Origin of the sequence: Pseudomonas sp. THAF187a (genome assembly GCF_009363395.1) — a bacterium.
In the GTDB taxonomy this organism is placed as follows: Bacteria; Pseudomonadota; Gammaproteobacteria; order Pseudomonadales; family Pseudomonadaceae; genus Aquipseudomonas; species Aquipseudomonas khazarica.
On record NZ_CP045349.1, the window covers coordinates 1,183,697 to 1,210,006 of the forward strand.

Annotated in this window: 25 protein-coding genes; 8 read left to right on the forward strand and 17 right to left on the reverse strand. The window is 65.9% G+C overall.

Going from position 1 to position 26,310, the window contains the following annotated elements; translation table 11 throughout:
* Window positions 1-84: 84 nt before the first annotated feature.
* Both FIV02_RS05420 and FIV02_RS05425 read right to left on the reverse strand, forming a co-directional pair.
* Window positions 85-315, reverse strand: coding sequence for a TIGR02450 family Trp-rich protein (locus FIV02_RS05420; protein WP_152488026.1), 231 nt, complete (start codon window positions 313-315; stop codon window positions 85-87).
* Window positions 312-1,298 carry an NAD(P)/FAD-dependent oxidoreductase gene (locus tag FIV02_RS05425; RefSeq protein ID WP_047592392.1) on the reverse strand — a complete coding sequence of 329 codons (987 nt, stop codon included), beginning with the start codon at window positions 1,296-1,298 and terminating at the stop codon, window positions 312-314. Before FIV02_RS05425 ends, FIV02_RS05420 begins: the two co-directional genes overlap by 4 nt.
* Before the next feature lie 191 nt (window positions 1,299-1,489).
* Here FIV02_RS05425 and FIV02_RS05430 point away from each other — a divergent pair, with 191 nt between their 5' ends.
* From FIV02_RS05430 to FIV02_RS05445, 4 genes are all read left to right on the forward strand, one after another.
* On the forward strand, window positions 1,490-2,392 hold the full coding sequence (locus FIV02_RS05430) for a TIGR01777 family oxidoreductase (protein ID WP_152488027.1): 903 nt from the start codon (window positions 1,490-1,492) through the stop codon (window positions 2,390-2,392).
* Between the two features lie 12 nt (window positions 2,393-2,404).
* A complete protein-coding gene (gene hemH, locus FIV02_RS05435) occupies window positions 2,405-3,427 on the forward strand; it encodes a ferrochelatase (RefSeq protein WP_152488028.1) in 1,023 nt (340 codons plus the stop codon).
* 196 nt (window positions 3,428-3,623) lie between these two features.
* Entirely contained in the window at window positions 3,624-4,955 is a 1,332-nt protein-coding gene (locus FIV02_RS05440) for an MFS transporter (RefSeq protein ID WP_152488029.1), read from the forward strand.
* Between the two features lie 142 nt (window positions 4,956-5,097).
* Window positions 5,098-5,847 carry a hypothetical protein gene (locus tag FIV02_RS05445; RefSeq protein ID WP_152488030.1) on the forward strand — a complete coding sequence of 250 codons (750 nt, stop codon included), beginning with the start codon at window positions 5,098-5,100 and terminating at the stop codon, window positions 5,845-5,847.
* 4 nt (window positions 5,848-5,851) lie between these two features.
* Here FIV02_RS05445 and FIV02_RS05450 read toward each other — a convergent pair whose 3' ends face one another.
* Window positions 5,852-6,574: an ABC transporter substrate-binding protein gene (locus FIV02_RS05450; protein WP_152488031.1), complete on the reverse strand. Its 723-nt coding sequence runs from the start codon at window positions 6,572-6,574 to the stop codon at window positions 5,852-5,854.
* Between the two features lie 63 nt (window positions 6,575-6,637).
* Window positions 6,638-6,979 (reverse strand): zinc ribbon domain-containing protein YjdM, encoded by a 342-nt coding sequence (locus FIV02_RS05455; protein WP_037046925.1) that lies wholly within the window; start codon window positions 6,977-6,979, stop codon window positions 6,638-6,640.
* Between the two features lie 467 nt (window positions 6,980-7,446).
* Here FIV02_RS05455 and FIV02_RS05460 point away from each other — a divergent pair, with 467 nt between their 5' ends.
* A complete protein-coding gene (locus tag FIV02_RS05460) occupies window positions 7,447-8,241 on the forward strand; it encodes a gamma-glutamyl-gamma-aminobutyrate hydrolase family protein (protein ID WP_047592383.1) in 795 nt (264 codons plus the stop codon).
* A gap of 22 nt (window positions 8,242-8,263) precedes the next feature.
* Here the strand turns inward: FIV02_RS05460 and FIV02_RS05465 are convergent, their stop codons facing one another.
* The 3 genes from FIV02_RS05465 to FIV02_RS05475 form a co-directional block, all read right to left on the reverse strand.
* Complete coding sequence (locus FIV02_RS05465) at window positions 8,264-8,737, reverse strand: LEA type 2 family protein (RefSeq protein WP_037046928.1); 474 nt, start codon at window positions 8,735-8,737, stop codon at window positions 8,264-8,266.
* Between the two features lie 55 nt (window positions 8,738-8,792).
* The gene (locus FIV02_RS05470; protein WP_152488032.1) at window positions 8,793-9,638 is read right to left on the reverse strand and encodes an EamA family transporter; all 846 of its coding nucleotides are present in this window, start codon (window positions 9,636-9,638) and stop codon (window positions 8,793-8,795) included.
* A 121-nt stretch (window positions 9,639-9,759) separates the two neighbouring features.
* Complete coding sequence (locus tag FIV02_RS05475; protein ID WP_047588025.1) at window positions 9,760-10,566, reverse strand: outer membrane protein OmpK; 807 nt, start codon at window positions 10,564-10,566, stop codon at window positions 9,760-9,762.
* A gap of 432 nt (window positions 10,567-10,998) precedes the next feature.
* On the opposite strand from FIV02_RS05475, the gene FIV02_RS05480 reads away from it, so the two are divergent.
* Window positions 10,999-11,793, forward strand: coding sequence for an SDR family oxidoreductase (locus FIV02_RS05480; protein WP_152488033.1), 795 nt, complete (start codon window positions 10,999-11,001; stop codon window positions 11,791-11,793).
* 37 nt (window positions 11,794-11,830) lie between these two features.
* Here the strand turns inward: FIV02_RS05480 and FIV02_RS05485 are convergent, their stop codons facing one another.
* Both FIV02_RS05485 and FIV02_RS05490 read right to left on the reverse strand, forming a co-directional pair.
* Entirely contained in the window at window positions 11,831-12,403 is a 573-nt protein-coding gene (locus tag FIV02_RS05485) for a TetR/AcrR family transcriptional regulator (RefSeq protein ID WP_037046935.1), read from the reverse strand.
* Window positions 12,404-12,432: 29 nt separating this feature from the next.
* Window positions 12,433-13,002 (reverse strand): PaaI family thioesterase, encoded by a 570-nt coding sequence (locus FIV02_RS05490; protein ID WP_152488034.1) that lies wholly within the window; start codon window positions 13,000-13,002, stop codon window positions 12,433-12,435.
* Window positions 13,003-13,097: 95 nt separating this feature from the next.
* Between FIV02_RS05490 and FIV02_RS05495 the strand changes: the two genes are divergently transcribed.
* Together FIV02_RS05495 and lpdA are read left to right on the forward strand one after the other, a co-directional pair.
* Complete coding sequence (locus FIV02_RS05495) at window positions 13,098-14,297, forward strand: MFS transporter (protein ID WP_152488035.1); 1,200 nt, start codon at window positions 13,098-13,100, stop codon at window positions 14,295-14,297.
* A 15-nt stretch (window positions 14,298-14,312) separates the two neighbouring features.
* Window positions 14,313-15,713, forward strand: a complete 1,401-nt coding sequence (lpdA, locus tag FIV02_RS05500) for a dihydrolipoyl dehydrogenase (RefSeq protein WP_152488036.1) — start codon at window positions 14,313-14,315, stop codon at window positions 15,711-15,713.
* Window positions 15,714-15,770: 57 nt separating this feature from the next.
* Here lpdA and FIV02_RS05505 read toward each other — a convergent pair whose 3' ends face one another.
* The 8 genes from FIV02_RS05505 to FIV02_RS05540 all read right to left on the reverse strand — a co-directional run bounded on the left by FIV02_RS05505 (window position 15,771) and on the right by FIV02_RS05540 (window position 26,254).
* Window positions 15,771-16,136, reverse strand: coding sequence for a DUF5064 family protein (locus FIV02_RS05505; RefSeq protein ID WP_037046939.1), 366 nt, complete (start codon window positions 16,134-16,136; stop codon window positions 15,771-15,773).
* A gap of 14 nt (window positions 16,137-16,150) precedes the next feature.
* The gene (gene arcC, locus FIV02_RS05510) at window positions 16,151-17,077 is read right to left on the reverse strand and encodes a carbamate kinase (protein WP_037046941.1); all 927 of its coding nucleotides are present in this window, start codon (window positions 17,075-17,077) and stop codon (window positions 16,151-16,153) included.
* A gap of 87 nt (window positions 17,078-17,164) precedes the next feature.
* Complete coding sequence (locus tag FIV02_RS05515) at window positions 17,165-18,175, reverse strand: ornithine carbamoyltransferase (RefSeq protein WP_037046943.1); 1,011 nt, start codon at window positions 18,173-18,175, stop codon at window positions 17,165-17,167.
* Window positions 18,176-18,238: 63 nt separating this feature from the next.
* Window positions 18,239-19,489: an arginine deiminase gene (gene arcA / locus FIV02_RS05520; RefSeq protein ID WP_152488037.1), complete on the reverse strand. Its 1,251-nt coding sequence runs from the start codon at window positions 19,487-19,489 to the stop codon at window positions 18,239-18,241.
* Window positions 19,490-19,505: 16 nt separating this feature from the next.
* Entirely contained in the window at window positions 19,506-20,933 is a 1,428-nt protein-coding gene (arcD, locus tag FIV02_RS05525) for an arginine-ornithine antiporter (RefSeq protein WP_134677736.1), read from the reverse strand.
* A gap of 436 nt (window positions 20,934-21,369) precedes the next feature.
* Entirely contained in the window at window positions 21,370-25,305 is a 3,936-nt protein-coding gene (gene putA / locus FIV02_RS05530; RefSeq protein ID WP_152488038.1) for a trifunctional transcriptional regulator/proline dehydrogenase/L-glutamate gamma-semialdehyde dehydrogenase, read from the reverse strand.
* A 401-nt stretch (window positions 25,306-25,706) separates the two neighbouring features.
* Entirely contained in the window at window positions 25,707-25,934 is a 228-nt protein-coding gene (locus tag FIV02_RS05535) for a DUF2790 domain-containing protein (RefSeq protein WP_152488039.1), read from the reverse strand.
* A 134-nt stretch (window positions 25,935-26,068) separates the two neighbouring features.
* Window positions 26,069-26,254, reverse strand: a complete 186-nt coding sequence (locus FIV02_RS05540) for a hypothetical protein (RefSeq protein ID WP_152488040.1) — start codon at window positions 26,252-26,254, stop codon at window positions 26,069-26,071.
* Window positions 26,255-26,310: the final 56 nt, after the last annotated feature.

A 26,310-nucleotide genomic window follows, 5' to 3' on the forward strand; every position in this document is an offset into this window, starting at 1 on the left:
CTTAGAGGTGTTGTTGTACAAGTCAAATTCTTTGTACAGCTTTTGTATCACTATTGGCCGCGATTGATGATGTGCTGACAGGTATCAGCGCCAGCCTTGCAGCCAGCGTTCGGCATCTTGCAACTGTCGCCAGTCGAGGTGCTGGCTGCGGCGGGTGAGCACCGCCTGCAGTTCGACCGCGAGGACGTTGTCGTCTTCGTCGCGAATCAGTTCGGTGACCAGGAAATGGCGCTCGCGATTGCGCGGCTGCACGGCCGTCCATTTCGACAGCAGCAGCTTGCGTGGGTTGAGCCGGCGTTTTTCGGCTGGGCTCATTGCAGGTGTTCGAGCAGCCGCCGGGCGACGTCCTGGCCGCTGAGCCAGGCCCCTTCGACCCGGCCGGACAAGCACCAGTCGCCGCAGGCGTACAGGCCCAGGTCGGCATCGGCCAGCGCCCCCCACTGGTGCGTCTGCGCCGGGCGCGCGTAGAGCCAGCGGTGGGCGAGGGTGAAGCTCGGTGGCGGTACAGCGCAGCCGATCAGCTCGGCGAAGGCGCCGTGCAGCTGTTCGATCACGGCTTCCCTGGGCAGGTCCAGGTGCTGCCGGCTCCAGACGCTGCTGGCGTGCAGCACCCAGGTGTCCAGGCGGTTGTCGCGACCGGGTTTGCTGCGGTTGCGCGCCAGCCAGTCGAGCGGGCTGTCCTGCACGAAGCAGCCCTCGACGCGCGTATCCAGTGGCGCGTCGAAGCCCAGGGCCACGGCCCAGGTTGGCTCCATGATCACGCTGGCGGCAGCCCCGGCGAGCTTCGGCGCCGCGGCCAGCAGGGCACTGGCCTGTGGCGCCGGCGTGGCGATGATGACGTGGCTGTAGGGGCCGTGACTGTTGCCCTCGGCATCCTGCAGGCTCCAGTAGCGATCACCGCGAAAGACTTCGGTGATGCGGCAGCTGAACTTCACCGGCAGCGCGCCGAGCAGGGCGCGGGTGATCGCACTCATGCGCGGGCTGCCGACCCAGCGCAGCTGTTCGTCCGGCGAGGCGCTGAGCAGGCCATCGCGGGCGTTGTACAGGCCTGGGGTCCATTCCGCGACCCAGCCACGGGCCTGCCACTGCTGGACCACTTCGACGAAGCGCCGGTCACGCGCGGTGAAGTACTGGGCGCCGAGGTCCAGGCTGCCGGCGTCGCTGCGCTTGCTGGCCATGCGCCCACCGCTGCCACGGCTCTTGTCGAACAGTTCGATCTCTAGCCCGGCGGCATGCAGGGCCTGGGCGGCGGAAAGCCCTGCGATACCGGTGCCGATGATGGCGATGGGTGCGTTCATGGTTACCTCGTCAGCGCTGAATGCATTACAGGCTACGGTTTGGACAAAAGCTATACAAGAATGTTTTCATGTACAGCTGTCGCCGAAAGTGCTGCTCCCTTGCTTTAGGTTTAGGACAAACGCGGCACCTGTGCGCGTCATAAACCAGACTAAAGGCGAAGTTTCTTCCAATGCCATGCGAGGACGATGCCATGCATATCCTGCTGACCGGCGGTACCGGCCTGATCGGTCGTGCGTTGTGCGCCCACTGGACCGAACAGGGTCACCGTCTCACCGTCTGGAGCCGCCAGCCGGGCAAGGTCGCGGCGCTCTGCGGCGCGGATGTCCGCGGCATCGCCCGCCTCGAGGAGCTGGGCGAGGCCCCCCTGGATGCGGTGATCAACCTGGCCGGTGCGCCGATCGCCGACCGTCCCTGGAGCAGCAAGCGCAAGGCGCTGCTGTGGGCCAGCCGTATCGGCCTCAGCGAACAGCTGCTGGCCTGGCTGCAGGCTCGCGAGCAGCGTCCCGCCGTGCTGCTGTCGGGTTCGGCGGTGGGCTGGTACGGCAACGGCGGCGAGCGCGAGCTGGACGAGAGCGCCCAGCCGGTCACCGAGGACTTCGCTGCACAGTTGTGCGGTGCCTGGGAGGAAACCGCGCTGCGTGCCGAGGCACTGGGCATGCGCGTGGTGCTGCTGCGCACCGGTCTGGTGCTGAGTGCCGATGGTGGCATGCTCAAGCGCCTGCTCCTGCCATTTCGCCTGGGCGTCGGCGGCCGGCTTGGCGATGGTCGGCAATGGATGCCCTGGATCCATATCGCCGATCAAATCGCCCTGATCGATTTTCTCTTGCAGCACGCTGACGCCCGCGGTCCTTATAATGCCTGCGCGCCCATCCCGGCGCGCAACGCCGAGTTCACCAGGGCGCTGGGCCAGGCACTGAGCCGCCCGACCCTGTTGCCGGCGCCGGCGTTCGTCCTGCGTGCCGCGCTCGGGGAGATGTCCGAGCTGCTGCTCGGCGGCCAGCGTGCGCTGCCGAGGCGTCTGCTCGAGGCGGGCTTCAGTTTTCGTTTCACCCATCTGGATGTGGCTCTGGTCGACCTGCTGAGCCATCAATGACTAGGATTTCGCATGACCGATCACGCATTGTTGCTGGTTAACCTGGGTTCGCCCGCGTCTACCGAAGTAGCCGATGTCCGCCGCTACCTGAACCAGTTCCTGATGGACCCCTATGTGGTCGATCTGCCCTGGCCGCTGCGTCGCCTGCTGGTGTCGCTGATCCTGATCAAGCGCCCGGCGGCCTCGGCGCATGCCTATGCCTCGATCTGGTGGGAGGAGGGTTCGCCGCTGATCGTGCTCAGCCGTCGCCTGCAGGACGCGATGAAGGCGCACTGGACGCACGGCCCGGTCGAACTGGCCATGCGCTATGGCCAGCCGTCCATCGAGTCGACCCTGCAGCGCCTGGCTGCGCAGGGCATTCGCCAGGTCACCCTGGCGTCGCTGTACCCGCAGTTCGCCGACAGCACCACCACCACGGTGATCGAAGAGGTCAGGCGGGTGGTGCGCGAGCGCGGTCTCGACCTGCGCCTGTCCAGTCTGCCGCCGTTCTATGACCAGCCCGAGTACCTCGATGCCCTGGTCGCCAGCGCCAAGCCGCATCTGCAGCAGGGCTTCGATCACCTGCTGCTGAGTTTCCACGGTCTGCCCGAGCGCCACCTGCACAAGCTCGACCCGAGTGGCCACTGCCTGAAAGGTGACGACTGCTGCCGCACGGCGTCGCCGCAGGTGCTCGCGCATTGTTATCGCGCCCAGTGCCTGCGCAGTGCCGAGCTGTTCGCCGAGCGCATAGGCCTGCGCCCGGAGCAGTGGTCGGTGAGCTTCCAGTCGCGTCTGGGCCGGGCGAAATGGATCGAACCCTATACCGAGACCCGGCTCGACGAACTGGCCGCGCAGGGCGTGAAGAAGCTGCTGGTGATGTGCCCGGCCTTCGTCGCCGACTGCATCGAGACCCTCGAAGAGATCGGCGACCGTGGCCGCGAGCAGTTCGTCGAGGCCGGTGGCGAGAGCCTGCAGCTGGTTCCCTGTCTGAATGACCACCCGGATTGGGTCGCGGCGCTGAAGACTTTGTGCGAACGGGCGCCCCTGATGATCTGAGCCTCCGCTCAGCTGGCAACGCCGTGTCGGCTGTAGACGCGGCTTGCCTGATCGGACCATTCGCCTTGGCGGGTATGAAGCATTCGCCGACCTGATAACACCTTCGAGCGATACTCACTGCTCTTTGTATCGTCCTAAGCTGGCGCCTCTATTCAACCGCCGCGCATCGCGTCACGCGGTGCCGAGGAGAGCGTCCGTGCATAACAACAATAACGGCTATCCCTCCAGTACCCGCGCCTGGGTCACTGTCGCCATCCTGATGGTGGCGTACGTCCTGTCCTTCGTCGATCGGCAGATTCTCAACCTGCTGGTCGAGCCAGTCCGCCGCGACCTGGCGATCAATGACACGCAGATGAGCCTGCTGATGGGGTTGTCCTTCGCCCTGTTCTATACCGTCTGCGGCATTCCACTGGGCCGTGTGGCCGACACCCGCAGCCGCCGTGGCCTGATCGCCGTGGGCATCCTGTTCTGGAGCGCGGCCACGGCTGCCTGCGGCATGGCCAGGATGTACTGGCAGTTCCTGCTCTGCCGCATCGGCGTCGGTGTCGGCGAGGCGGCACTGTCGCCTGCTGCCTATTCGCTGATCGCCGACAGCTTTTCTGCCGAGCGCCGCGCCACGGCGATCAGCGTCTATTCGATGGGACCCTACCTGGGCTCGGGGCTGGCCTTCATGGTCGGTGGCCTGGTCATCCAGCTGGCCTCGGCGCAGGGCGAGGTGACCTTGCCGCTGCTGGGCGAGGTGCGTCCGTGGCAGCTGATCTTCCTCATCCTCGGTGCCGTCGGGGTCATCTTCACCCTGCTGATGATGGCGGTCAAGGAACCGGCACGACGCGGTGTCGGGGCTGGCGTGGCGGTGCCACTCAGTGAGGTGGGACGCTACATTCGCGCCAACCGGCGGACCGTGTTGCTGCACAACTTCGGCTTTGCCGGCCTGGCGTTCGCAGCCTACGGCAGCGCGGCCTGGGTGCCGACGTTCTACATCCGCACCTATGGCTGGGATGCCAGCCAGGTCGGTATCGTCTACGGCTGCATCGTCGCGGTGTTCGGCTGCCTGGGGGTCGTCTTCGGTGGACGCCTGGCGGACTGGATGGCCAAGCGCGGGTGCAGCGACGCCAACATGCGCGTCGGTCTCTATGGCGCACTGGGTGCCTTGCCGATGGTGGTGCTGTTTCCGCTGATGGACAATGCCTTCTGGGCCAGTGTGCTGATGGCGCCGACGGTGTTCTGCCTGAGCATGCCGGGCGGCGTTGCCGCGGCGGCGATTCAGGAGATCATGCCGAGCTCGATGCGCGGCCAGGCCTCGGCCATCTACCTGTTCGTCATCACCCTGTTCGGCCTGGGCGTGGGGCCCACCGCCGTGGCGCTGGTGACCGATTTCGTCTTCGCCGACGATGCTGCGTTGCGCTACTCGCTGCTGATCGTCACCACCCTGGCGGTGCTGATGTCGATCACCCTGCTGGCCCAGAGCCTCAAACCCTATCGCGAGAGCGTGGTGCGCCTGGAACAGTGGGCGGCCAGCCCGGCTTGAGGCGGTGTTTTTTCGGGCGTGCCGAGGGGGCTTCGGCACGCTTTATGCGCCAGGGCACAGGCTGGACGGAATTTTTGCGCTTTACTGAGGTTCTGAGTGATGCTCGTGCTACTCCGGCGCAGGCCAGCCAGGGAAACTCAGGATGGGAACGAGGCCAACGAACAGTGCAGCCTATTGGCTACGGTGGTGTGTACCGGGGCTGGCTTTGCTGTTGCTGCTGGGTGGTTGCAGCGGCCGTCTGGACAACGATTCCATCGTCTACAAGCGCAGCCCGCTGAAACCGGCCGAACTGTTGCAGAGCGATGTCGACCGCATGGCCACCCTGGCCATGCGCAACAACCTCAACAGCCTGTACCGCCTGATGAACAAGCTCTATCTGCGCAACCCGCGAGAGTGGCGCAAGAGTGCCTTCCCTGACGCCGCCGCCGCCGAGCGCGCGATCCAGCACGCCATCGAATACAACCAGGACTGGCTGACGCTGGGCGGGCGACGCGACGTCGCCGCGCTGGACTACTCGCTCAGTCCTGCGTTCCAGGGGGATCGGGTGGCGGCCTTCACCTACGCCATCGGCAGCATGCTGGTGACTGCCCATGGCGGGCGCACCGAGTTCTACCTGACCGACAGTTTCGATGCGCAGTTCATCCATAACGCCGCGCGCAATCTCGAGAAGGCCGCCTGGATGCTGGCCAACCGCCGTGATGCCGCCGGGCGACCACTGCTGCTGTCCAACGAGATATCGGAGCAGGGCAGCAACCTCAGCTACGCGGTGGAGTTCGGCAAGATGGTGGCGCGCCTCGATCTGCTGACCCATGTGCTCGAGGAGCGCTATCGGCGCATGGGGGCCAACTATGCGCAGAGTCTGTTCCTGCTGAATTTCCTGCCGGTGCAGTAGCGCTTCACTGCATCCAGCGTTGCTGGATCTGCTCCAGGGTGCCGGCTTCGCGCAGGCGCACCAGCGCCTCGGAGAACTGCCGCGCATGTTCGGTATCGTCCTTGGCGAAGGCGACGAAGCGGGGCATCTGGATCAGCGCGCGCGGCAGGACCCGTACCTGTTCCTGGGCACGCTGCTCACGCACGAAATACAGCAGCTGGGCATGATCGCCGACGATGATGTCGATGCGCCCGGCCAGCAGCATCGACACCAGCTGGCGCGGGTTCTGCGCACTGGTGTCGCGGGACAGCGCCGCGCGGTCGAACTTCTCTTCGTAGGCATAGCCGCGTACCTGCCCGATCACGTAGGGCGACAGGTCGTCGAGGTCCTGCCAGTCTTCGATGGCGGTCTTGGCGGTGGTCATGAACACGGTGGAGCCGCTGCGCAGCGGGCCGACCAGCAGGTACTGCTGCTGCCGCTGCGGGGTGCCGGCGAACTGAAAGGCCATCTGCACGTCGCCGCGGTCGAGCATGCGCTTGACCCGTTCCCAGGGGTACAGGCGGATCTCGTACGGCACCTGCGCCTCGCGCAGCACCGCATCGACCAGTTCGACATCCAGCCCGCGGGGCGTCTCATCGTCGATGGTGACGAAGCTGTAGGGGGCGAACTGCTCGTCGCCCACCACACGCCATGGCTCCGCTACCACGGGTGCAGCCAGCACCAGGAGAGTGAGCAGCAGATTGCGCATGGCGGGTTTCCTCGTGGCGGACCTGTATTCAGGCTAGCCAATTTCTGCGAGGAGGGTAGTCGCTCAGACCTTGCGCACGAACTCGGACTTGAGCTTCATCGCGCCAATGCCGTCGATCTTGCAGTCGATGTCGTGATCGCCGTCGACCAGGCGGATGTTCTTCACCTTGGTGCCCACCTTGACCACCAGCGACGAGCCCTTGACCTTGAGGTCCTTGATCACGGTGACGCTGTCGCCATCCTGCAGCGGGTTGCCCACCGAGTCCTTGATCACGCGCACGTCATCGCCCGCGTCGGCGTTCTCGCCGGCTTTCCACTCGTGGGCGCATTCGGGGCAGACCAGTTGATCGCCGTCTTCGTAGGTGTATTCGGAGTTGCACTTGGGGCAGGGTGGCAGGGCGGTCAAGGGAGGTCCTCGGTGAGTGTGGAGAAACCGCAGATTATATAGGGTTTTGTCCGCCCGCGCCGCTCTGGGGCGCTGAGCCGTCTAGATGCGGGTGTTTAAAATATTGGACTTTCGATTCGCGGCTCACGAGCTTGTGTGCGCCGTTATCCGCCTTCTTCAGGGCGCTTCGCGGCCGGCGGACAACTGCCAGGGTGAATGATTTTGCTCACTTTTGTTTGACATATTTTACGGCTCGGGCAGACTGGCAGCAGATTCCGCTGCCGAACCGGGTAACGGGTAGTTGTGTCATCGCCCCGCTCAGGCGCGAGTGGACCCGGTTCGAGCCGCCGTCGGATGGCGGCACTCAGACTCAGGACGAGCCTTGGTGCACGGGGTTAGCCAAACAGGCCATGGATACGACAGCGGAGACGTTCCGCTGGTATCGGTCTGCACAGCAACGACAGGCCCGGCCTGTCCCAAGGTGACGTATGTCCGACAACAAGATCCGCAACACCCCCCGCAAACCCGTCGTGTTGATGTCCATGGGCACTCAAGAGCGCAAGGGCCACGACTACCAGGTTATGACTCACAAATACATCCAGCCGCTGGTCGACTTTTCCGGTTGCGTGCCGGTACTGGTGCCCACCTGCTGCGGTACCGATGATCTCGAACAGTATCTGGACATGGCCGACGGCGTGTACCTGACCGGTGCCGGCAGCAATATCGACCCGGCGCTCTACGGCCAGGAAAACGAGACGCCGAACAAGACCCAGGACCGTGATCGCGACCTGTTCGACCTGCCGCTGATTCATGCCGCCATCGCCCGTGGCCTGCCGATCTTCGCCATCTGCCGTGGCATGCAGGAAATCAACGTCGCGCTGGGCGGCGACATCTACCAGAAGGTCTATGCCGAGCCCGGTTTCAACGACCACCGGGAGAATCCCGATGACCCGGTCGACGTGCAGTACGCGCCGAGCCATGGCGTGCGCCCGGTCGCCGGCAGCTGGTTCGCCGAGCTGATGGGCAAGGACGAGATTCAGGTCAACTCCTTGCACGGCCAGGCCATTCGCAAGCTGGGCAAGGGTGTCGAGGTGCTGGCGACTGCCGAGGACGGTCTGGTCGAGGCGATCCACGCGCCGAGCCTGTCGCCGTTCCTGTTCGCGGTGCAGTGGCATCCGGAGTGGCAGGCCGCGCAGAACCCCGATTCGGTGAAGATCTTCCAGGCCTTCGGTGAAGCCTGTCAGCGCCGCGTCGCCGCACGCAGCAGTCGCCAGGCTGCCTGATACCAGCCCCTCGGCGCCTGCCTCAGTAGGCGCCTGGCGGCTGTGGCCAGTTCAGGGTCCCGCTGTCACTGAAGCGGCGGGTACCGAACAGGCCATCGGCCAGTTTGCCCCTTAGCACGTAAGGCACTTCCTGGCCGGGGCGGTAGCCGGCCGCACCCCAGGCCTGGCGCATCACCGAAAACGCTGAAATGCTCACCGGTACGCTCAGTACCGTCTCACCGAAGCGCGGCACGCTGCCGCTCTGGTCGCTGACGCCGCTGGCCAGCGGCTGGCCGTTCACATCCAGATCCAGGGCCATGCCGTTGAAGCTCACGGCGCTGTCATTGGGGTTCTGCACCCGCAGCTTGACCGCGAAGCGGACCTCCAGGCCCTGGCCTGGCAGCGGTTCCAGGCCGACCAGGTCGACCCGTAGCGGATCATGATTGCCGAGGCTGGCGCAGGCGCCCAGGGCGGCGGCGAGCAGGGTGATCAGGCAAAGGCGGAGCAGACGGGGCATGGCGATCTTCTCTGGACGTGAATGCGTTCAGGATAGAAGACCACCGGGCGCGGCATTAGCTCCCGGCGCGTTGCCGCGCACTCAGCACCAGCGCGATACCGCCCAGCACGGCAACGGCGCTGAGCAGCAGGCGCAGGGTCAGCGCTTCGCTGAGCAGCAGGCTGCCGCCGAGGGCGGCGAGAATCGGCACGCTGAGCTGCACGGTGGCGGCCTGGCTGGCGTGCAGACCGGGCAAGGCGCTGTACCAGATGGCGTAGCCGACGCCGGAGGTCAGGGCGCCGGACAGCAGTGCGTAGAACAGCCCCGGCCCATCCCAGTTCAGCTGCGGCAGCACGGCCAGCGCCAGCAGCAACGCCAGGGGCGTGGCCCGCAGGAAATTGCCTGCCGTCACCGCCAGCGGGTTGCCCTGGCCGCGTCCGAGCAGCGAGTAGGCACCCCAGGCGACCCCGGCCAGCAGCATCAGCAAGGCCGCCAGCAGTGGTGGTGCGCTGGCACCGGGCAGCAGCAGGGCGAGCAGGCCGGCCGTGGCCAGCGCGGTGCCGAGACTGGCGCAAAGCCCCAGGCGTTCGCCGCGCAGCAACCCCCACAGCAGCATGCTCAACTGCACTGCGCCGAACAGCAGCAGGGCGCCGACGCCGGTGTCCAGCTGCAGGTAGGCGAAGGAGAACGCAGCCGCATAGGTGAACAGCGCCACGGCGCCGGCCCAGCTGCCAGCCGGGGCTTGCCGGTTCTGGCGCAGTTGCAGCAGCAGCCACAGCGTGCATGCACCGGCCAGCAGGCGGACGGCAGTGAAGCTGGCGGCGTCGATGGCCGTTTCGCGCAGGGCCAGGCGGCACAGCAACGAGTTGCCGGCGAACGCCAGCATGGCGAGAGCGGTGAGCAGCAGGGTGCGCGGTGACATCGTCCATCCTTGTCGCAACGGCGGGTGATGTCAGGCAGCTAAGCACGTCAGGGTGGTGGCGTGCATTGGCGGAAGGTCGCAAATCCCTGCGACCTTGGCCTGGCTCGCACGAGCGTGCGCTCTAGAAGTGCGCCTTGACCAGCAGGCTGGCGGTGTTCTGGTCGGTCGGGCCGACGAAGTTGTCGCTGACGTAGCCGCCATCCTTGATGCCGTACTTGTTCTTCCAGTAGTCGTACTCGATGCCGACGTACAGCTGCTTCTCGCCCCACTTCAGCGCCTTGCCCAGGTCGTATTTGATCTGCGGGTTGAAGTGCAGGTTGGCGTGGTAGTCGCCGCGGCGGTTGCTGTCGTTGTCCACCACCCAGTCCATGAAACCATCGATGACGATGTCCGATTCGCCCACGCCAATGGTGTAGCTCCACACCGGGGTGATCTGCCAGACGTTGCTGCCGGCGCGATCGCCATCCGGGGTGCGCAGGTAGGTGTTGAGCTGGAAGTAGTCGAAGCCGGGAATGTCGAGGTCGACGGCCGGGCCGATCAGATAGGCATCGACATCATCCTCGCCGAACTCGTAGGTGGTGGAGATCAGCACATCCTTGATCGGGCCGAAGGAGAGGTCGGCGCCACTGATCTTGCCCAGGGAAAAACGCGGGCTGAATTCGCCGTAGAAAGTGTGGCCATCACCCGCGCCGTTGGTGGCATCGGTGTTGTACTTGATCACGTCGACGAACAGGAACAGGTCACCGAAGCTCCAGCCGCTGGCGTGCTCGAAGGTGACGGTCTGCTGGATCTCCGGGTCGATCTTGAAGTCCTGGCCGTAGAGGTAGGTCAGGCTGTTGTTCTGCCACTGCAGCAGGTCACCGGCGATGGCCTGGCCGCCGGCCAGCATGCCGCCCGCGACGAGCAGCGAAGAAAGGGTGCGATTCATGGAAGCTCCTGGTGGTTGAGACGTGTCGTTATGATTTTTTCTGGCCTGCCCGATCCAGCGGACGGTGTTCGGGGCGTCGTGTCGCGACATCAAGGGGCGCTCCCGGTACTTCGTGAACCTGTCCGCCTGGTCAGGCTGGTGCTGTCAGAGCAAAAACGGCGCCAATTCTCGTGTCTGGCAATATCCTTTTCAAATCAATCGGATAGACGTGGTTTTCGGGAGCGTTCGAGGGTTTTCTCTGCACCGTTTTCTGACCGAGAAGACAAAAATGGCCATAACTTGGTGCGCGACCGTCTGGCGGACGCTGTGGTGCGTTGGCCGGGATGTGCTTGATTAGCTTGATTATGGTCTTAATATAAATATTAAATTATGATCGCAATCTAAAAGATGAGAGGCTCTCCTCTCGCTCATCACACACCCAGGAGATGCACCATGAATACCCCTGCCACTCGCGGAACCGCCCTGATCACTGGCGCCTCTTCAGGCATCGGCGCCACCTATGCCGAGCGCCTGGCGCGTCGCGGCCATGACCTGCTGCTGGTGGCGCGCGATGCCCAGCGCCTCGATGACCTGGCCAGGCGCCTGGCGGCCGAGTACGGGGTTGCGGTCGAGGTCATGCCCGCCGACCTGACGCGCAAGAGCGACGTGCTCGCGGTGGAGCAGCGTCTGCGTGAGGACTCGCGCATCACGCTGCTGGTGAACAACGCCGGGGTGGCCATGAACGGCACGCTGGCCGCAGCCGATCTGGACCAGGCGGAAACCATGATCCAGCTGAACGTGGTCGCGCTGACTCGCCTGGCAGCCGCCGCTGCGGCCAATTTCTCCGCAGCCGGGCGCGGCGGCATCATCAACCTGGGCTCGGTGGTGGCGTTGGCGCCGGAGATGTTCAACGCCGTCTACAGCGCGACCAAGGCCTATGTGCTGAGCCTGACGCAGACCCTGGCGGGCGAGCTGCGCGGCGCTGGCGTCCAGTTGCAGGCGGTGATGCCGGGCGTGACCCGCACCGAGATCTGGGAACGCAGTGGCACCGACGCCTCGGCGCTGCCGCCGTCGATGATCATGGAGGTGGGGGAGATGGTCGATGCGGCACTGGCCGGCTTCGATCAGCAGGAACTGGTGACCATTCCTTCGCTGCCCGACGCGGCCGACTGGGATGCCTTCGTCGGCGCCCGCGCGGCGCTGGGGCCGAATCTTTCGCACAACCAGGCGGCTGCACGCTACAAGTGACGGGGGGCCGGGTGTCGGACTGGCGCCCGGCCAAGCCTCATTCGCTCGGGCTGGCGGTCTTCTCCAGCAGCTTCGCGCGTGTGGTGTGCAGCAGACGGTCGGACAGTTCCGGGTCCTTGACGCTGCGCGACAGCAGCAGCGCGCCGACCATGGCCGAGAGCAGCAGCACGCTTTCGTCTGCGGCGTCGTCACCGTCCAGGCCCTGCTCGATCAGCGCCAGGCGGTTGAGCACCATCGCGTCGGTGGTCGTGCTCGGCTCACCGCGTTGCCCCAGCTCCGCTGACATGGTCGGCAGTGGGCAGCCGGCACCCGGGTTGGCGCGATGGGCATCGGACAGGTAGCGCTGGATGAGCCGTCGCAGCGGCGAGCCGCTTTCCTCAGGTGCCTGCTGCAGGCTGCTCGCCAGGGTCTGCACGGCGTGCTGCAGGGCGGTTTCCACCAGCTCGTCCTTGGACTTGAAGTGGGCGTAGAAGCCGCCATGGGTGAGGCCCAGCGCCTTCATCAGCGGTTGCAGGCCGGTTGCCCCCACGCCGTCACGGCGAAAGCGCAGGGCGGCTTCCTCGATGATGCGTTGATGGGTCTTGGCCTTGTGATCTTCCGAATAGCGCATGGGCTGTCCCGTGTTTCAGATGCTGGCTGTCATCTTACACGCGCGTCGTCGCTCTGGCGCGCCGTGTTCATGTCGAGGATCAGGCAGGTGGTGGACGCGACGGCGTAGAGGCGCTCGTCGACATCGTACAGGCGCCCTTCGGCCAGGGCGGTGGAGCGGCCGACATGGATGATGCGACCTTCGGCGCGCACCGGACCGGCTTCACTGCGCAGCGCGCGAATGTAGCTCACCCGCAGGTCGGCGGTGGTGTAGCCCTGGCCCGGTTTGAGCCGCGTATGCACGGCGCAACCCATGCAGGAGTCGAGCAGGGTGGCGATGTAGCCGCCGTGCACGCTGCCCAGTGGGTTGTAGTGGCTAGGGTCGGGCGCGCCCTGGAAGACGAACAGGCCATTGGCCCAGTGCACGGGGGTGAAGCCGAGCACGGCGTTGATTGGCGGCGAGGGCAGATCACCACGACCGATGCCGTCGAAGAAGTCCATCGGCGCCATGGCGGCGACTTCGGCCAGGCTCAGCATGCCGGGGGCGGCGAGCTGGCTGCGCAGCGCCTGTTCTTCGGCGATCCAGGTGGCGAGGCGGGCATCTCGGGATGAAGCGGTCATGACGACTCCTGATAAATATGATGGACGACATTCAATGTTTGATATTATGGTCGAAATATAAATAGCCGACAGTCGTTGTCACCCGGAGCCTTGCCATGCAGCCTTCCCGCATTCTGTTGCTCATCCTCATGCTGCTCACGGCATTGGGGGAGACCTCCACGCAGTTGCTGATCCCCGCGCTGGGTGAGCTAGAGCGTGGCTTGCACGCCGAGCCCGGCAGCAGCCTGCTGGCGCTCTCGTTGTTCGTCGCGGCCTTCGGCCTGGGCCAGCTGCTGCTGGGGCCACTGTCCGACCGGCTGGGGCGCAGGCCGATGCTGCTCGCTGGGCTGAGCCTGTACCTGCTGGCGACCCTGGGCATGCTGCTGGCGCCAGACATCGAGGTGCTGATCGGCATGCGCGTACTGCAGGGCCTGGGCGCCTGCGCGGCGCTGGTGCTGGCACGCGCCATCGTCCGCGACGTGTGGCAGGAGCAGGCGGGGCCGGCCCTGGCGCTGACGGTGTTGGGGATGTTCGCCGCCATCGTCCTGTCGCCGGTGATCGGCGGCCTGCTGACCCAGTACGGCGGGTGGCGCGCACCGCTGCTGGCCACCCTGGGGCTGGGCGGCCTGGCGTTGCTGTCGACCCTGTTCAGCTACCGCGAGACCCATCTGCAGCGGGACCCGCAGGCCGGCCGCTTCAGGGGCCTGCTGGCCAGCTACCTGCAGGTCCTGCCGAGTTGCCGCGCGCTGGCGCTGACCATCGCCTGTACCTACGGCGCGATGTTCGTCGTGGTGGCCGGCTCGTCGTCGGTCTACATCGGTCTGCTGGGGCTGAGCGCCGCGCAGTACGGCCTGACCTTCGCCCTGATCGTTTCCGGCCTGCTCGGCGGCGCGCTGTTCACCCTGCGCAACGTGCAGCGCCTGGGGCCGCTGCGGGTGGTGGGCATCGGCGTCGGCCTGGTGCTGGTGGGCGCCTTGCTGACGCTGCTGACCTACCTGGCGTTCGGCCTGTCGCTGCTGGGGCTGTCGCTGCCCCAGGTGCTGGTGACGCTGGGTGGCGGCATGCTGCTGCCCGCCGCCGTGGCCGGGGCGGTAATTCCCAACCCGCAGCGCGCAGGGCTGGCGGCGGGGCTGATGGGGTTTTCGCAGATGGCCGGTGCGACCCTGGCCGGGTTGCTGCTGGGGGCCCTGCAGGATGGCTCGGCCTGGCCTATGGTTGCCTTGAATGCACTGTTCGCTGGCCTGGCGTTTCTACTCTTCCATCTCTTGCGGGCACGTCCGGTCGTCACGACTGCGCTGGCCGGCAAACTTCCCTGATCCGAGGAACAAGCTATGAGCAGCTATGACGTAGTCATCATCGGCGCCGGCCCTGGCGGCTACAACGCGGCCATCCGTGCCGGGCAACTGGGGTTGAAGGTGGCGTGCGTGGAGGGGCGCGAAACCCTGGGAGGCACCTGCCTGAATGTCGGCTGCATGCCCTCGAAGGCGCTGTTGCATGCCTCGGAGCTATACGAAGCGGCGGCCGCCGGCGAACTGAGTGCCCTGGGCGTGGAGGTCACGCCGACGCTCAACCTCAAGCAGATGATGAAACAGAAGGCCGACAGCGTCGAAGCGCTGACCAAGGGTGTGGAATTCCTGTTTCGCAAGAACAAGGTGGAATGGGTCAAGGGCTGGGCGCGCATCGACGGCCCCGGACGAGTACAGGTCAGGTTGCACGAGGGCGGCGAGCGCCTGCTCGAGACGACGAACATCGTCATCGCCAGTGGTTCCGAGCCGACGCCATTGCCGGGCGTCGAGATCGACAACCAGCGCATCCTCGATTCCACCGGTGCCTTGTCGCTGCCCGAGGTGCCCCGGCACCTGGTGGTGATCGGTGCCGGGGTGATCGGCCTGGAGCTGGGCTCGGTATGGCGTCGCCTGGGCAGCCAGGTTACGGTGGTGGAATACCTCGATCGCATCTGCCCCGGCCTGGACGGCGAGACCGCCAGGACGCTGCAGCGCACCCTGGGCAAGCAGGGCATGAGCTTCAAGCTCGGCACCAAGGTCACGGCGGCCCGTTCGGACAAGCGCGGCGTGAGCCTGAGTCTGCAGCCGGCTGCCGGCGGGGCGCAGGAGACCCTGGACGCCGACTACGTGTTGGTGGCCATCGGTCGCCGCCCCTACACCCGTGGCCTGGGGCTGGAGAGCGTGGGGCTCGCTACCGACCAGCGCGGCATGCTCGGCAACGACAGGCAGCACAGCGCTGTGCCCGGTGTCTGGGTGATCGGTGATGTCACCTCTGGGCCGATGCTAGCGCACAAGGCCGAGGACGAGGCGGTGGCCTGCATCGAACGCATCGCCGGGCATGCGGCCGAGGTCAACTACGGGGTAATCCCCGGGGTGATCTACACCCGTCCGGAAGTGGCCAGCGTCGGCAAGGGCGAGGAGGAACTGAAGGCCGAGGGGCGTGCGTACAAGGTCGGCAAGTTCCCCTTCAGCGCCAACAGCCGGGCGAAGATCAACCACGAGACCGAAGGTTTCGTGAAGATCATCGCCGATGCCAACACCGACCAGATTCTCGGCGTGCACATGATCGGCCCGAGCGTCGGCGAGCTGATCGGCGAGTATTGCGTTGCCATGGAGTTCTCTGCCTCGGCCGAAGACATCGCCCTGACCTGCCACCCGCACCCGACCCGCTCGGAAGCCGGGCGCCAGGCCGCGATGGGCGTGCACGGCTGGACGATGCAGGCGTGACGCCCATCGCCGAGTGTACTGCCCCCAAGGGACGCCGCGCCGGTGCCCGAGGGGGCCTCAGAGCACGTGGTCGAGGTTGACCGGTTCGCCTGGCCGGGTGTGCAGCTTGGCGCGGATGTCGGCGAATACCTTGTCGTACTCGTCGTGGCCGCGCATCACCGGGCTGGCGTTGATGGGCAGGCCATGGCGGGCGGCGGCGCGGGTGGCCACGCTGGCGAAATTGAAGGCCACGTCGCGGTGCAGTTCGAACTCCTCCTCGAACGGCTTGCCGCGTACGTTGCCGGCCAGGCGCATGTGCAGCATCGGTCCCTGTTGCGGGTCCTGGCGTACTTCGTAGTAGAAGTCGACCGAGAACGGCGGGATGTGGCGCAAGGCGTCGGGGCGGTCGAGGTTGTCACGGTGCAGGTGGCCGGGGGTGAACATGCTGCGGTCCTCCTTCAGCGATGGACGATGCCGTCGCAGGCCATGCTGATGCGTGTGCCGGAGCGGCCCTGGACGATGGCTTCGATGTTTTCCAGCGAGCCGATCACCGCGACGCAGCCGGTGTTGCGGGCGAACTCGCAGGCGGCCTGTACCTTCGGCCCCATGGAGCCGGCGGCGAAACCGAGGTCCTCGAGCGCATCGGGATGGGCTTCGGCGATGGCCTTCTGGCTCGGCTTGCCCCAGTCGACGTAGGCGCCGTCCACGTCGGTGGCGATCACCAGCAGGTCGGCATTCAGCTGTTCGGCCAGCAGCGCCGAGCACAGGTCCTTGTCGATCACCGCCTCGACGCCGCGCAGCTGGTCGCCGTCGTACATGGTCGGGATGCCGCCGCCGCCGGCGCAGATCACCACGCTGCCTTTTTCCAGCAGCCACTTGATCGGGCGGATCTCGAAGATGCGCTGCGGCCGCGGGCTGGCCACCACGCGGCGGAACTTGTCGCCATCCGGGGCAATGCTCCAGCCTTTCTCGGCGGCCAGGCGCTCGGCCTCCTCCCGGGCATAGACCGGGCCGATGGGCTTGGTCGGGTGCTTGAACGCCGGGTCGGCGCTGTCCACCTCGACCTGGGTGAGGATGGTGGCGAAGGGCACCTCGAAGGGCAGCAGGTTGCCCAGCTCCTGTTCGATCATGTAGCCGATCATGCCCTCGGTTTCGGCGCCGAGCACGTCCAGCGGGTACGGGTTGGCGGCGTCGAAGGCGTTGCCTTGCAAGGCCAGCAGGCCAACCTGCGGACCGTTGCCGTGGGCGATCACCAGCTCGACGCCGGGAGCGACCTTGGCGATCTGCTGGCAGGCAACGCGCACGTTGTCACGCTGGTTTTGCGCAGTCATGGCTTCGCCGCGACGAAGCAGGGCGTTACCGCCCAGAGCGATGACGAGTCGCATACTGTTCTCCTTGGTCCGGGCGCCTGGGCGCCCGGCTTTGCGCAGGATCGGGCTTGCTGGCAAGCCCGATCCTGCAGGTGCCATTTGTCAGATATCCGCCAGGGTCGCGACCAGGATCGCCTTGATCGTGTGCATGCGGTTTTCCGCCTGCTCGAAGGCGATGTTCCACGGCGACTCGAAGACCTCTTCGGTGACCTCGATGCCGTTCTTCAGGTGCGGGTACTGCTCGGCGATCTGCTTGCCGACCTTGGTCTCGCTGTTGTGAAAGGCCGGCAGGCAATGCATGAACTTGACCCGTGGATTGCCCGCGGCCTTCATGATCTCGGCGTTGACCTGATAGGGCAGCAGCTCCTCGATGCGCTCGCCCCAGGCCTCCACCGGTTCACCCATGGACACCCACACGTCGGTGTGCACGAAGTCCACGCCCTTGACCGCTTCCTTCGGGTCTTCGGTGAGCAGCAGGCGCGCGCCGCTCTCTTCCGCGAAGCGCTTGCAGGCGGCGACGTGCTCGTCGCTCGGCCACAGGGCCTTGGGAGCGGCGATGCGCACGTCCATGCCGAGCTTGGCGCCGATCAGCAGCAGCGAGTTGCCCATGTTGTTGCGTGCATCGCCCAGGTAGGCGTAGGCGATGTCATGCAGCGGCTTGTCGCTGTGCTCGCGCATGGTCAGCACGTCGGCGAGCATCTGCGTCGGGTGGTATTCGTCGGTGAGGCCGTTGAACACCGGCACTCCGGCATGCTGCGCCAGCTCCTCGACGATCTCCTGGTGGAAGCCGCGGTACTCGATGGCGTCGTACATGCGCCCGAGCACGCGGGCGGTGTCCTTCATGCTTTCCTTGTGACCGATCTGCGAGGAGTTGGGGTCGATGTAGGTGACGTTGGCGCCCTGGTCGTAGGCGGCCACCTCGAAGGCGCAGCGGGTGCGGGTGGAGGTTTTTTCGAAGATCAGCGCGATGTTCTTGCGCTGCAGGTGTCGCTGCTCGGTGCCGGTGTACTTGGCGCGCTTGAGATCGCGCGAGAGGTCGAGCAGGTAGCGCAGCTCCCGGGTGCTGTGGTGCATCAGGCTGAGCAGGTTGCGGTTGTGCATGTTGAAAGCCATGGTTCTCTCTCCTTGTGGGCGGTCGAACGCCCCGGTGGCGGATGGCCGCCGGGGCCGGCTCGATCAGTAATCGATGGGGTCGCGGATGATCGGGCAGGTCATGCAGTGGCCACCGCCACGACCACGCCCGAGTTCGCTGGCGCTGATGGTGATGACCTCGACCCCGGCCTTGCGCAGCAGGGTATTGGTGTAGGTGTTGCGGTCGTAGCCGATGACCACGCCGGGCTCCAGGCAGACCACGTTGTTGCCGTCGTCCCACTGCTCGCGTTCGGCTTCATAGGCGTCGCCACCGGTCTCCACCACGCGCAGTTGCTTGAGGCCGAGCGATTCGGCGACCACGTCGAGGAAGGATTTTTCCTCGCGGCGCACGTCGACTCCGCCGGGGCGGCTCTCGTCCGGACGCAGGGTGAAGGGCACGATCGAGTTGGCCACTTCCGGGAAGATGGTCACCAGGTCGCGGTCGCAGAAGCTGAACACGGTGTCCAGGTGCATGGCGGCGCGGGACTTGCCGAGCCCGGCCACCACCACCTTGTTCGCCGCGCCCTTGGCGAACAGCGCGCGGGCGACCTGACCGATGGCCTGGTGCGAGGTGCGCTCACCCATGCCGATCAGCACGGTGCCGTTGCCGATGGGCATGACGTCGCCGCCTTCCAGGGTGGCCGAGCCGTGATCCTTGTCCGGGTCGCCATACCAGATGTCGAACTGTTCGCCGGCGAAGTCCGGGTGGAACTTGTAGATGGCGCTGGCCAGCAGGGTTTCCTGGCGGCGTGCCGGCCAGTGCATGGGGTTGAGGGTGACGCCGCCGTAGATCCAGCAGGTGGTGTCGCGGGTGAACTGGGTGTTGGGCAGCGGCGGGAAGATGAAGCTGGACTCGCCGAGGTAGGCGTTGAACATCTTCGCCGCCTCGGAGTTCTTGTGCCTGGCCAGGTCGGCGCCGGAGACGCCACCGATGAGGAACTCGGCGATGCGCCGATGCTCCAGGCCTTCGACGAAATCGCGCACTTCGCTGAGCAGACCGAGTCCGACGCTGTTGGCGGTGATCTTGCGGTCGAGAATCCACTTCAGCGCTTCGGGGTTGCTGATGGTCTCTTCCAGCAGGTTGTGCATTTCCACGACGTCGACGCCCCGTTCGCGCATCTTGGTCATGAAATCGAAGTGGTCGCGCTTGGCCTGCGATACCCAGATCACGTCGTCGAACAGCAGTTCGTCGCAGTTGGCCGGGGTCAGGCGCAGGTGCGCCAGGCCCGGCGAGCAGACCATTACCTTGTGCAGTTTGCCGGCTTCGGAATGAACGCCGAGGGGTTTCTTGCTCATGAAAGAACTCCTTCTCCTAGAGACTCAGGAAACCGTCGTAGAGCCCGTAGGCTGCAATGGCGGCACCGATCAGTACGGCGACGAGGATCAGCTTCTCGACGCCGGTGAAAATGGGTTGTCCCAGTTCGTGCTTGGCCTTGGCGAAGAGAATCGCGCCTGGGGCGTAGAGCAGAGCCGAAAGCAGCAGGTACTGCACGCCCGCGGCGTACAGCAGCCAGACCGCGTACAGGGTGGAAACCAGGGCGATCAACAGGTCCTTGTTGCGCTCGCCGGCGGCGTTCTCGTAGGTCTCGCCACGCACGGCCAGCAGTACCGCGTAGGCGCTGGACCAGAAGTAGGGCACCAGGATCATCGAGGTGGCCAGGTACAGCAGGCTGAGGTAGGTGGAGGCGTTGAACAGGGTGATGATCAGAAACAGCTGGATCAGCCCGTTGGACAGCCACAGCGCGTTGGCCGGAACGTGGTTGGCGTTCTCCTTGCGCAGGAACTCCGGCATGGTGTGGTCGCGGGCGCTGGCGAAGAGGATCTCGGCGCACAGCAGTGTCCACGACAGCAGCGCTCCGGCCAGGGAGACGATCAGGCCGATGGAAATCAGCTGCGCACCCCAGGGGCCGACCACCTGCTCCAGCACGCCGGCCATCGACGGGTTCTTCAGCCCGGCCAGCTCGGCCTGGGCCATGATGCCCTGCGACAGGATGTTGACCAGGACCAGCAGCAGGAGCACGCCGACGAAGCCGATCACCGTGGCCTTGCCGACGTCGCTGCGCTTCTCGGCGCGGGCCGAGAAGATGCTCGCCCCCTCGATGCCGATGAACACCCAGACGGTGACCAGCATCATGTTGCGCACCTGGTCCATCACGCTGCCCAGGTCGCTGTTGCCGCGTCCCCAGAAGTCACTGGTGAACACGTCGAGCTTGAAGGCGATGGCGGCGATGATGATGAACAGCGCCAGCGGCAGCATCTTGGCGATGGTGGTGACGGTGTTGATGAAGGCCGCTTCCTTGATGCCACGCAGCACCAGGAAGTGCAGCAGCCACAGCAGGATCGAGGCGCAGATCACCGCCGGCAGGGTGTTGCCCTCGCCGAACACCGGGAAGAAGTAGCCGAGGGTGGAGAACAGCAGCACCATGTAGCTGACGTTGCCGATCCAGGCACTGATCCAGTAGCCCCAGGCCGATGAGAAACCCATGTAGTCGCCGAAACCGGCCTTGGCGTAGGCGTACACCCCGCCATCGAGTTCGGGCTTGCGGTTGGCCAGGGTCTGGAAGACGAATGCCAGGGTGAGCATGCCGACCCCGGTGATCAGCCAGCCGATCAGGGTGGCACCGGCGCTGGCGCTGGCGGCGATGTTCTGCGGCAGGGAAAAGATACCGCCACCGACCATGGAGCCGACCACCAGCGCGATCAGGGCGCCGAGGCGGAGTTTTTGCGTCGAATCAGACATCTCAATTACCTCCATGTCACGTGGGGACATTGGTATTGAGCGCGTTTGACGAGCACAGCATCCTGACTTGAATCAATGGACCAGGTTCGTCAACGCACATCCCTGTTTCAGGCGTTGTCGAGCACGTGCGACGAGGCAGGACTGCAGCTCGGTCCGACGCTTTGCAGGCGTCAGCCTGATCAGACACTAGTCAGTTTTCTTGACAACGCAATGATGGCGAAATGAAAACTTTTCGCATGCGTGGGGAGGGGCAGGCGGGGTGGGTGACCCCGCCTGGTGCGTTTGCCGGGTAGGCGTACGCGGGCCCGGAGGCCTATCGGGAAGGAACACGGCGCCGGGCGGGTAGCCCCTGCAGGCAGTCGCGCCGTGGTTGCAGCATGCCGTGGAAAGCTTTCAGCAGGCTTTCCACGGTGCGACTCGGTGATGACGCCGGCGATCAGCCGATGGTCATCAGGCTGGCGTTGCCACCCGCCGCCGCGGTGTTGACGCTCAGGGCGTGTTCGACCAGCAGGCGCTCCAGCGCGATGTCGGTCTCGCCCTTGTTCAGGCCGTGCACGCCGATGATGGCGCCCTTGCGCTGCGCAGCCTGCTCGCTCACCGCGCGCAGCTGGTCGGAATCGCCATGGTGCAGGATGGCATCCAGCTCCACGTCGATGCTGTTCCAGTCGGCCACCAGCTGGATGTGCTTCTGCACCTCCTTCGGCAGTTCGCTGTACAGCGCGCGCTGGCTTTCCAGCCAGATCGCCCGGCTGCCGACCGCCAGGGTGGCGGCCAGCTGGGCCAGCAGGTCGCCGCGCTCGTCGGCGAGGTTGAGTACGTGCTCGCGCGGCAGCAGGGTGTAGCTGTTGCGCTCGCCGGTCGGGCCGGTCAGCAGGTGGCTGCTGTAGCTCTGCGACAGGCTGCGGTACTGCTCGAACAGGGCGGCGATGGCCGGCTCCTGCTGGCCTGCCCACTCGGCGAAGGCGGCGCGCAGCTTGTCCAGCTCGCTCGGCGCGGGCAGGGTCTGCACGTCGGCCTGTTGCAGGTACTGGGCAACGGCTTCCTGCGGACGGGTCGACAGCAGGCGGTACAGGTACAGCGGGCCGCCGGCTTTCGGGCCGGTGCCGGACAGGCCTTCGCCGCCGAACGGCTGCACACCGACCACGGCGCCGACCATGTTGCGGTTGACGTACAGGTTGCCGACCTTGGCTGTGCCCACCACCTGGGCGATGGTCTCGTCGATGCGCGTGTGCACGCCGAGGGTCAGGCCGTAGCCGCTGTCGTTGATCTGCTGCAGCAGCTTGCCGAGGTCGGCGCGCTGGTAGCGCACCACGTGCAGCACCGGGCCGAAGATCTCGCGCTTCATTTCATCGAAGCTGTCCAGCTCGATCAGGGTCGGCACGACGAAGGTACCGCGCTTGATCTCTTCGCCGTTGGCGCGCGCCAGCTGGGTGACCTTGCGGCCTTTCTCGCGCAGCTTCTGGATGTGGGTCTCGATGCCCGCCTTGGCTTCGGCGTCGATCACCGGGCCGATGTCGGTGTTCAGGCGCTCCGGGTTGCCCAGGCTGTACTCGGCCATGGCGCCCTTGAGCATGGTCAGCACGCGGTCGGCGACGTCATCCTGCACGCACAGCACGCGCAGGGCCGAGCAGCGCTGGCCGGCGCTGTCGAAGGCAGAAGCCACCACGTCCATCACCACCTGCTCGGTCAGTGCCGAGGAGTCGACGATCATGGCGTTGAGGCCGCCGGTCTCGGCGATCAGCGGAATGGTACGGCCCTGGGCATCCAGGCGGCCGGCGATGTTGCGCTGGAGGATGCCGGCGACTTCGGTGGAACCGGTGAACATCACGCCACGCACGCGCTCGTCACCCACCAGGCGCGCACCGACGGTTTCGCCACGGCCCGGCAGCAGCTGCACGGCACCTGCAGGCACGCCGGCCTCGAGGAGGATGCGCACAGCCTGGGCGGCGACCAGCGGGGTCTGCTCGGCCGGCTTGGCCAGCACGGTGTTGCCGGCGGCCAGCGCCGCAGCGACCTGGCCGCTGAAGATGGCCAGGGGGAAGTTCCACGGGCTGATGCACACCACCGGGCCCAGCGGGCGGTGGCTGTCGTTGCCGAAGCTGCGCGCCTGGATCGCGTAGTAGCGCAGGAAATCCACGGCTTCGCGCACTTCGGCGATGGCGTTGGCGAAGGTCTTGCCGGATTCGCGCACCAGCAGGCCCATCAGTTGCTGCAGCTCGGCTTCCATCAGGTCGGCGGCGCGTTCCAGCACGGCGGCGCGCTCGGCCGGCAGGGTGGACTGCCAGATCTGTCCGCTGGCCATGGCGCAGAGGATAGCGCTGTCGACGTCGGCGATGCTGGCTTCACGTACGTGGCCGACCAGGTCGCGGTGGTCGGCCGGGTTGCGTACCGGCTCCGGCTCGCCCGGGGTTGCACCATCGCAACCCAGCATCGGCTCGGCCAGGTAGCTGTGGTTGACGGTCGACAGCAGTGCCGAGGACAGCGAGCCGAGGCGGTGTTCGTTGGCCAGGTCGAGGCCGGAGGAGTTGAGGCGCTGCTGGCCGTACAGGTCACGCGGCATGGGGATGCGCGGGTGCGGCAGGCCGATGGTGCCTTCCTGGGCCGCCATCTGCTCGACCTGGACCACCGGGTCCAGCACCAGGTCTTTCAGCGAGATGCTGTGGTCGGCGATGCGGTTGACGAAGCTGGTGTTGGCGCCGTTTTCCAGCAGGCGGCGTACCAGGTAGGCGAGCAGGGTCTCGTGGCTGCCCACCGGCGCATAGATGCGGCACGGACGGTTCAGCTTGCCATCGGCAATCTTGCCGACCACCTGCTCGTACAGCGGCTCGCCCATGCCGTGCAGGCACTGGAACTCGTACTGGCCCGGGTAGTAGTTCTGCCCGGCCAGGTTGTAGATGGCCGACAGCGAGTGGGCGTTGTGCGTGGCGAACTGCGGGTAGATGGCTTCCGGCGCGGCCAGCAGCTTGCGTGCGCAGGCGATGTAGGACACGTCGGTGTACGGCTTGCGGGTGTACACCGGGTAGCCTTCCAGGCCGTTGACCTGGGCCAGCTTGATCTCGCTGTCCCAGTAGGCGCCCTTGACCAGGCGGATCATCAGGCGGTGGCGGCTGCGTTTGGCCAGGTCGACGACGTAGTCGATCACGTACGGGCAGCGCTTCTGGTAGGCCTGGATGACGAAACCGATGCCGTTCCAGCCGGCGAGGCTCGGTTCGAAGCACAGGCGCTCGAGCAGGTCCAGCGACAGCTCCAGGCGGTCGGCTTCCTCGGCGTCGATGTTGATGCCGATGTCGTACTGCTTGGCCAGCTGGGTCAGGCTCAGCAGAGTCGGGTACAGCTCCTCCATCACGCGCTCGTACTGGGCGCGGCTGTAGCGCGGGTGCAGGGCCGAGAGCTTGATCGAGATGCCCGGGCCTTCGTAGATGCCACGGCCATGCGAGGCCTTGCCGATGGCATGGATGGCCTGCTCGTAGGAGGCCAGGTAGCGCTTGGCGTCTTCTTCGGTCAGCGCGGCTTCGCCGAGCATGTCGTAGGAGTAGCGGAAGCCCTTGCTTTCCAGGGTGGCGGCGTTGGCCAGGGCTTCGGCGATGGTCTCGCCGGTGACGAACTGCTCGCCCATCAGGCGCATGGCCATGTCCACGCCCTTGCGGATCACCGGCTCGCCGCTCTTGCCGATGATGCGGTTGAGCGCCGAGGTCATGCCCGCTTCGTTATGGGTGGAGACCAGCTTGCCGGTAATCAGCAGGCCCCAGCTCGCCGCGTTGACGAACATCGACGGGCTCTGGCCCAGGTGCTGGCTCCAGTTGCCGTTGGCGATCTTGTCGCGGATCAGGGCGTCACGGGTGGCCTTGTCCGGAATGCGCAGCAGCGCTTCGGCCAGGCACATCAGCGCCACGCCTTCCTGCGACGACAGCGAGAACTCCTGCAGCAGGCCCTGCACCAGGCCCTGGCGGCCGCTGGCGTTCTTCTGCTTGCGCAGCTTCTCGGCGATGCCGAGGGCCAGCTTCTGCGAGGCCTCGGCCTGCTCCCTGGTCAGGCGCGCCTGCTCCAGCAGCATGGGCACCACTTCGGTTTCCGGGCGGCGATAGGCGCTGGTGATGGCGGCGCGCAGCACCGACTGCGGCAGGATGCTCTCGGCGAAGTCGAGGAACACCTGCAGGCCTTGTTCGCTCAGCGACTCCAGGGCTTCCTCACCGGCGGCTGCGGCCAGGCCGGCATGCTCGGCGGGCGTCAGACCACTCTCGACCTGCTCCAGGTAGTTGAAGATTGCCTGCTTGATCATCCAGTGCGGAGTGCGGTCGATCTGCTGGGCGGCCTTCTTCAAGCGCTCGCGGGTGGCATCGTCGAGTTTTACGCCAAGGGTGGTGGTAGCCATGAGGAGTCCTACTTGTTATCAGGTTATGCACGGTAGAAAAATTGCCTGGGCAATCTTTGACGTCGCCTGCGACGGCCCGAAGGGTTGCTGCCAGGGATGGCGGGCAACAGAAAAGCTGCGGGAGATTAAACCTGAGAATATGCAAGGTGCAACCAGGTGCAACCAATAAATGCTCCGGGGCGACGAACGTCAGGGCTCGCTGCTCTTGCACCTCGAGGGTGCACGCAGCGGCGCGCCCTGGGTCGCGGCCTGGCAGCCGGGCGAGCGCGGGTCGGCCTGCTTCAGGTGCAACCGGGGTTGTACCCGCTTCGGCAGGGCTGCCGTTCTTTCAGGGTAGACCGCGCTGATGAGTTTGCCGGGGCGGGGTGACGGGCTGCGTGTGCCCGTTGCAGGAGGGAGGATCAGCCGGTGCAGTTTTCACCGATGCGCTGATAGATCAGCGTGTGTCGCTCGCCCTGGGAGTTCAGGTAGACCAGGCGGGCTTCGCCGACGTCGCAACCCTGGGGCAGGGTCTGGCTGACGATCCGGGCGATATCCAGTTGCATGCCGTAGTGATAGTGCTCGGCCGTTTCGGCCTGGGCCAGGTCGATGCTGCAACCCAGCGCCAGCAGGCAGGCGATCGCTTTCATGATGACCTCGATATGGTGCTGAAGGTGGTGCTGAAGGTGGTGCTGAAGGTGGTGCTAAAGAGGGCCGGCGTGCCGGCCCGAGGGGCGCTGGCCAGGAGCAGGGGAGGAGGCCAGCGCCGGGTGGAGCGGGGGCTTCAGCCTTGCTGGTCGGCCTGCTGCGCGTGGGTCGATTGCGCGTGACGCTCGGCATTTGCCTCGTGCTGCTGTTGCAGCTGCGCCTGTTGGTGAGCGATGAAGGCGGGCGACTCTTCGGCCAGGCAGGCCTGAGCGGCGAGCAGGGTGCTGAGGGAGAGGGCGGCGGCAGTCATAAGGTTTTTCATGGGGTGATCCTCGTGGGATTCTTCGTGGGTTCGAAGCCATCCTAATGAGGCGTGCA

Excerpts from the sequence above, each read along its gene's own strand:
- FIV02_RS05420 (WP_152488026.1), bottom strand. The coding sequence starts at position 315 with ATGAGCCCAGCCGAAAAACGCCGGCTCAACCCACGCAAGCTGCTGCTG.
- FIV02_RS05425 (WP_047592392.1), bottom strand. The coding sequence starts at position 1,298 with ATGAACGCACCCATCGCCATCATCGGCACCGGTATCGCAGGGCTTTCC.
- FIV02_RS05430 (WP_152488027.1), top strand. The coding sequence starts at position 1,490 with ATGCATATCCTGCTGACCGGCGGTACCGGCCTGATCGGTCGTGCGTTG.
- hemH (WP_152488028.1), top strand. The coding sequence starts at position 2,405 with ATGACCGATCACGCATTGTTGCTGGTTAACCTGGGTTCGCCCGCGTCT.
- FIV02_RS05445 (WP_152488030.1), top strand. The coding sequence starts at position 5,098 with ATGGGAACGAGGCCAACGAACAGTGCAGCCTATTGGCTACGGTGGTGT.
- FIV02_RS05450 (WP_152488031.1), bottom strand. The coding sequence starts at position 6,574 with ATGCGCAATCTGCTGCTCACTCTCCTGGTGCTGGCTGCACCCGTGGTA.
- FIV02_RS05460 (WP_047592383.1), top strand. The coding sequence starts at position 7,447 with ATGTCCGACAACAAGATCCGCAACACCCCCCGCAAACCCGTCGTGTTG.
- FIV02_RS05465 (WP_037046928.1), bottom strand. The coding sequence starts at position 8,737 with ATGCCCCGTCTGCTCCGCCTTTGCCTGATCACCCTGCTCGCCGCCGCC.
- FIV02_RS05470 (WP_152488032.1), bottom strand. The coding sequence starts at position 9,638 with ATGTCACCGCGCACCCTGCTGCTCACCGCTCTCGCCATGCTGGCGTTC.
- FIV02_RS05475 (WP_047588025.1), bottom strand. The coding sequence starts at position 10,566 with ATGAATCGCACCCTTTCTTCGCTGCTCGTCGCGGGCGGCATGCTGGCC.
- FIV02_RS05480 (WP_152488033.1), top strand. The coding sequence starts at position 10,999 with ATGAATACCCCTGCCACTCGCGGAACCGCCCTGATCACTGGCGCCTCT.
- FIV02_RS05485 (WP_037046935.1), bottom strand. The coding sequence starts at position 12,403 with ATGCGCTATTCGGAAGATCACAAGGCCAAGACCCATCAACGCATCATC.
- FIV02_RS05490 (WP_152488034.1), bottom strand. The coding sequence starts at position 13,002 with ATGACCGCTTCATCCCGAGATGCCCGCCTCGCCACCTGGATCGCCGAA.
- FIV02_RS05495 (WP_152488035.1), top strand. The coding sequence starts at position 13,098 with ATGCAGCCTTCCCGCATTCTGTTGCTCATCCTCATGCTGCTCACGGCA.
- lpdA (WP_152488036.1), top strand. The coding sequence starts at position 14,313 with ATGAGCAGCTATGACGTAGTCATCATCGGCGCCGGCCCTGGCGGCTAC.
- FIV02_RS05505 (WP_037046939.1), bottom strand. The coding sequence starts at position 16,136 with ATGTTCACCCCCGGCCACCTGCACCGTGACAACCTCGACCGCCCCGAC.
- arcC (WP_037046941.1), bottom strand. The coding sequence starts at position 17,077 with ATGCGACTCGTCATCGCTCTGGGCGGTAACGCCCTGCTTCGTCGCGGC.
- FIV02_RS05515 (WP_037046943.1), bottom strand. The coding sequence starts at position 18,175 with ATGGCTTTCAACATGCACAACCGCAACCTGCTCAGCCTGATGCACCAC.
- arcA (WP_152488037.1), bottom strand. The coding sequence starts at position 19,489 with ATGAGCAAGAAACCCCTCGGCGTTCATTCCGAAGCCGGCAAACTGCAC.
- arcD (WP_134677736.1), bottom strand. The coding sequence starts at position 20,933 with ATGTCTGATTCGACGCAAAAACTCCGCCTCGGCGCCCTGATCGCGCTG.
- putA (WP_152488038.1), bottom strand. The coding sequence starts at position 25,305 with ATGGCTACCACCACCCTTGGCGTAAAACTCGACGATGCCACCCGCGAG.
- FIV02_RS05535 (WP_152488039.1), bottom strand. The coding sequence starts at position 25,934 with ATGAAAGCGATCGCCTGCCTGCTGGCGCTGGGTTGCAGCATCGACCTG.
- FIV02_RS05540 (WP_152488040.1), bottom strand. The coding sequence starts at position 26,254 with ATGAAAAACCTTATGACTGCCGCCGCCCTCTCCCTCAGCACCCTGCTC.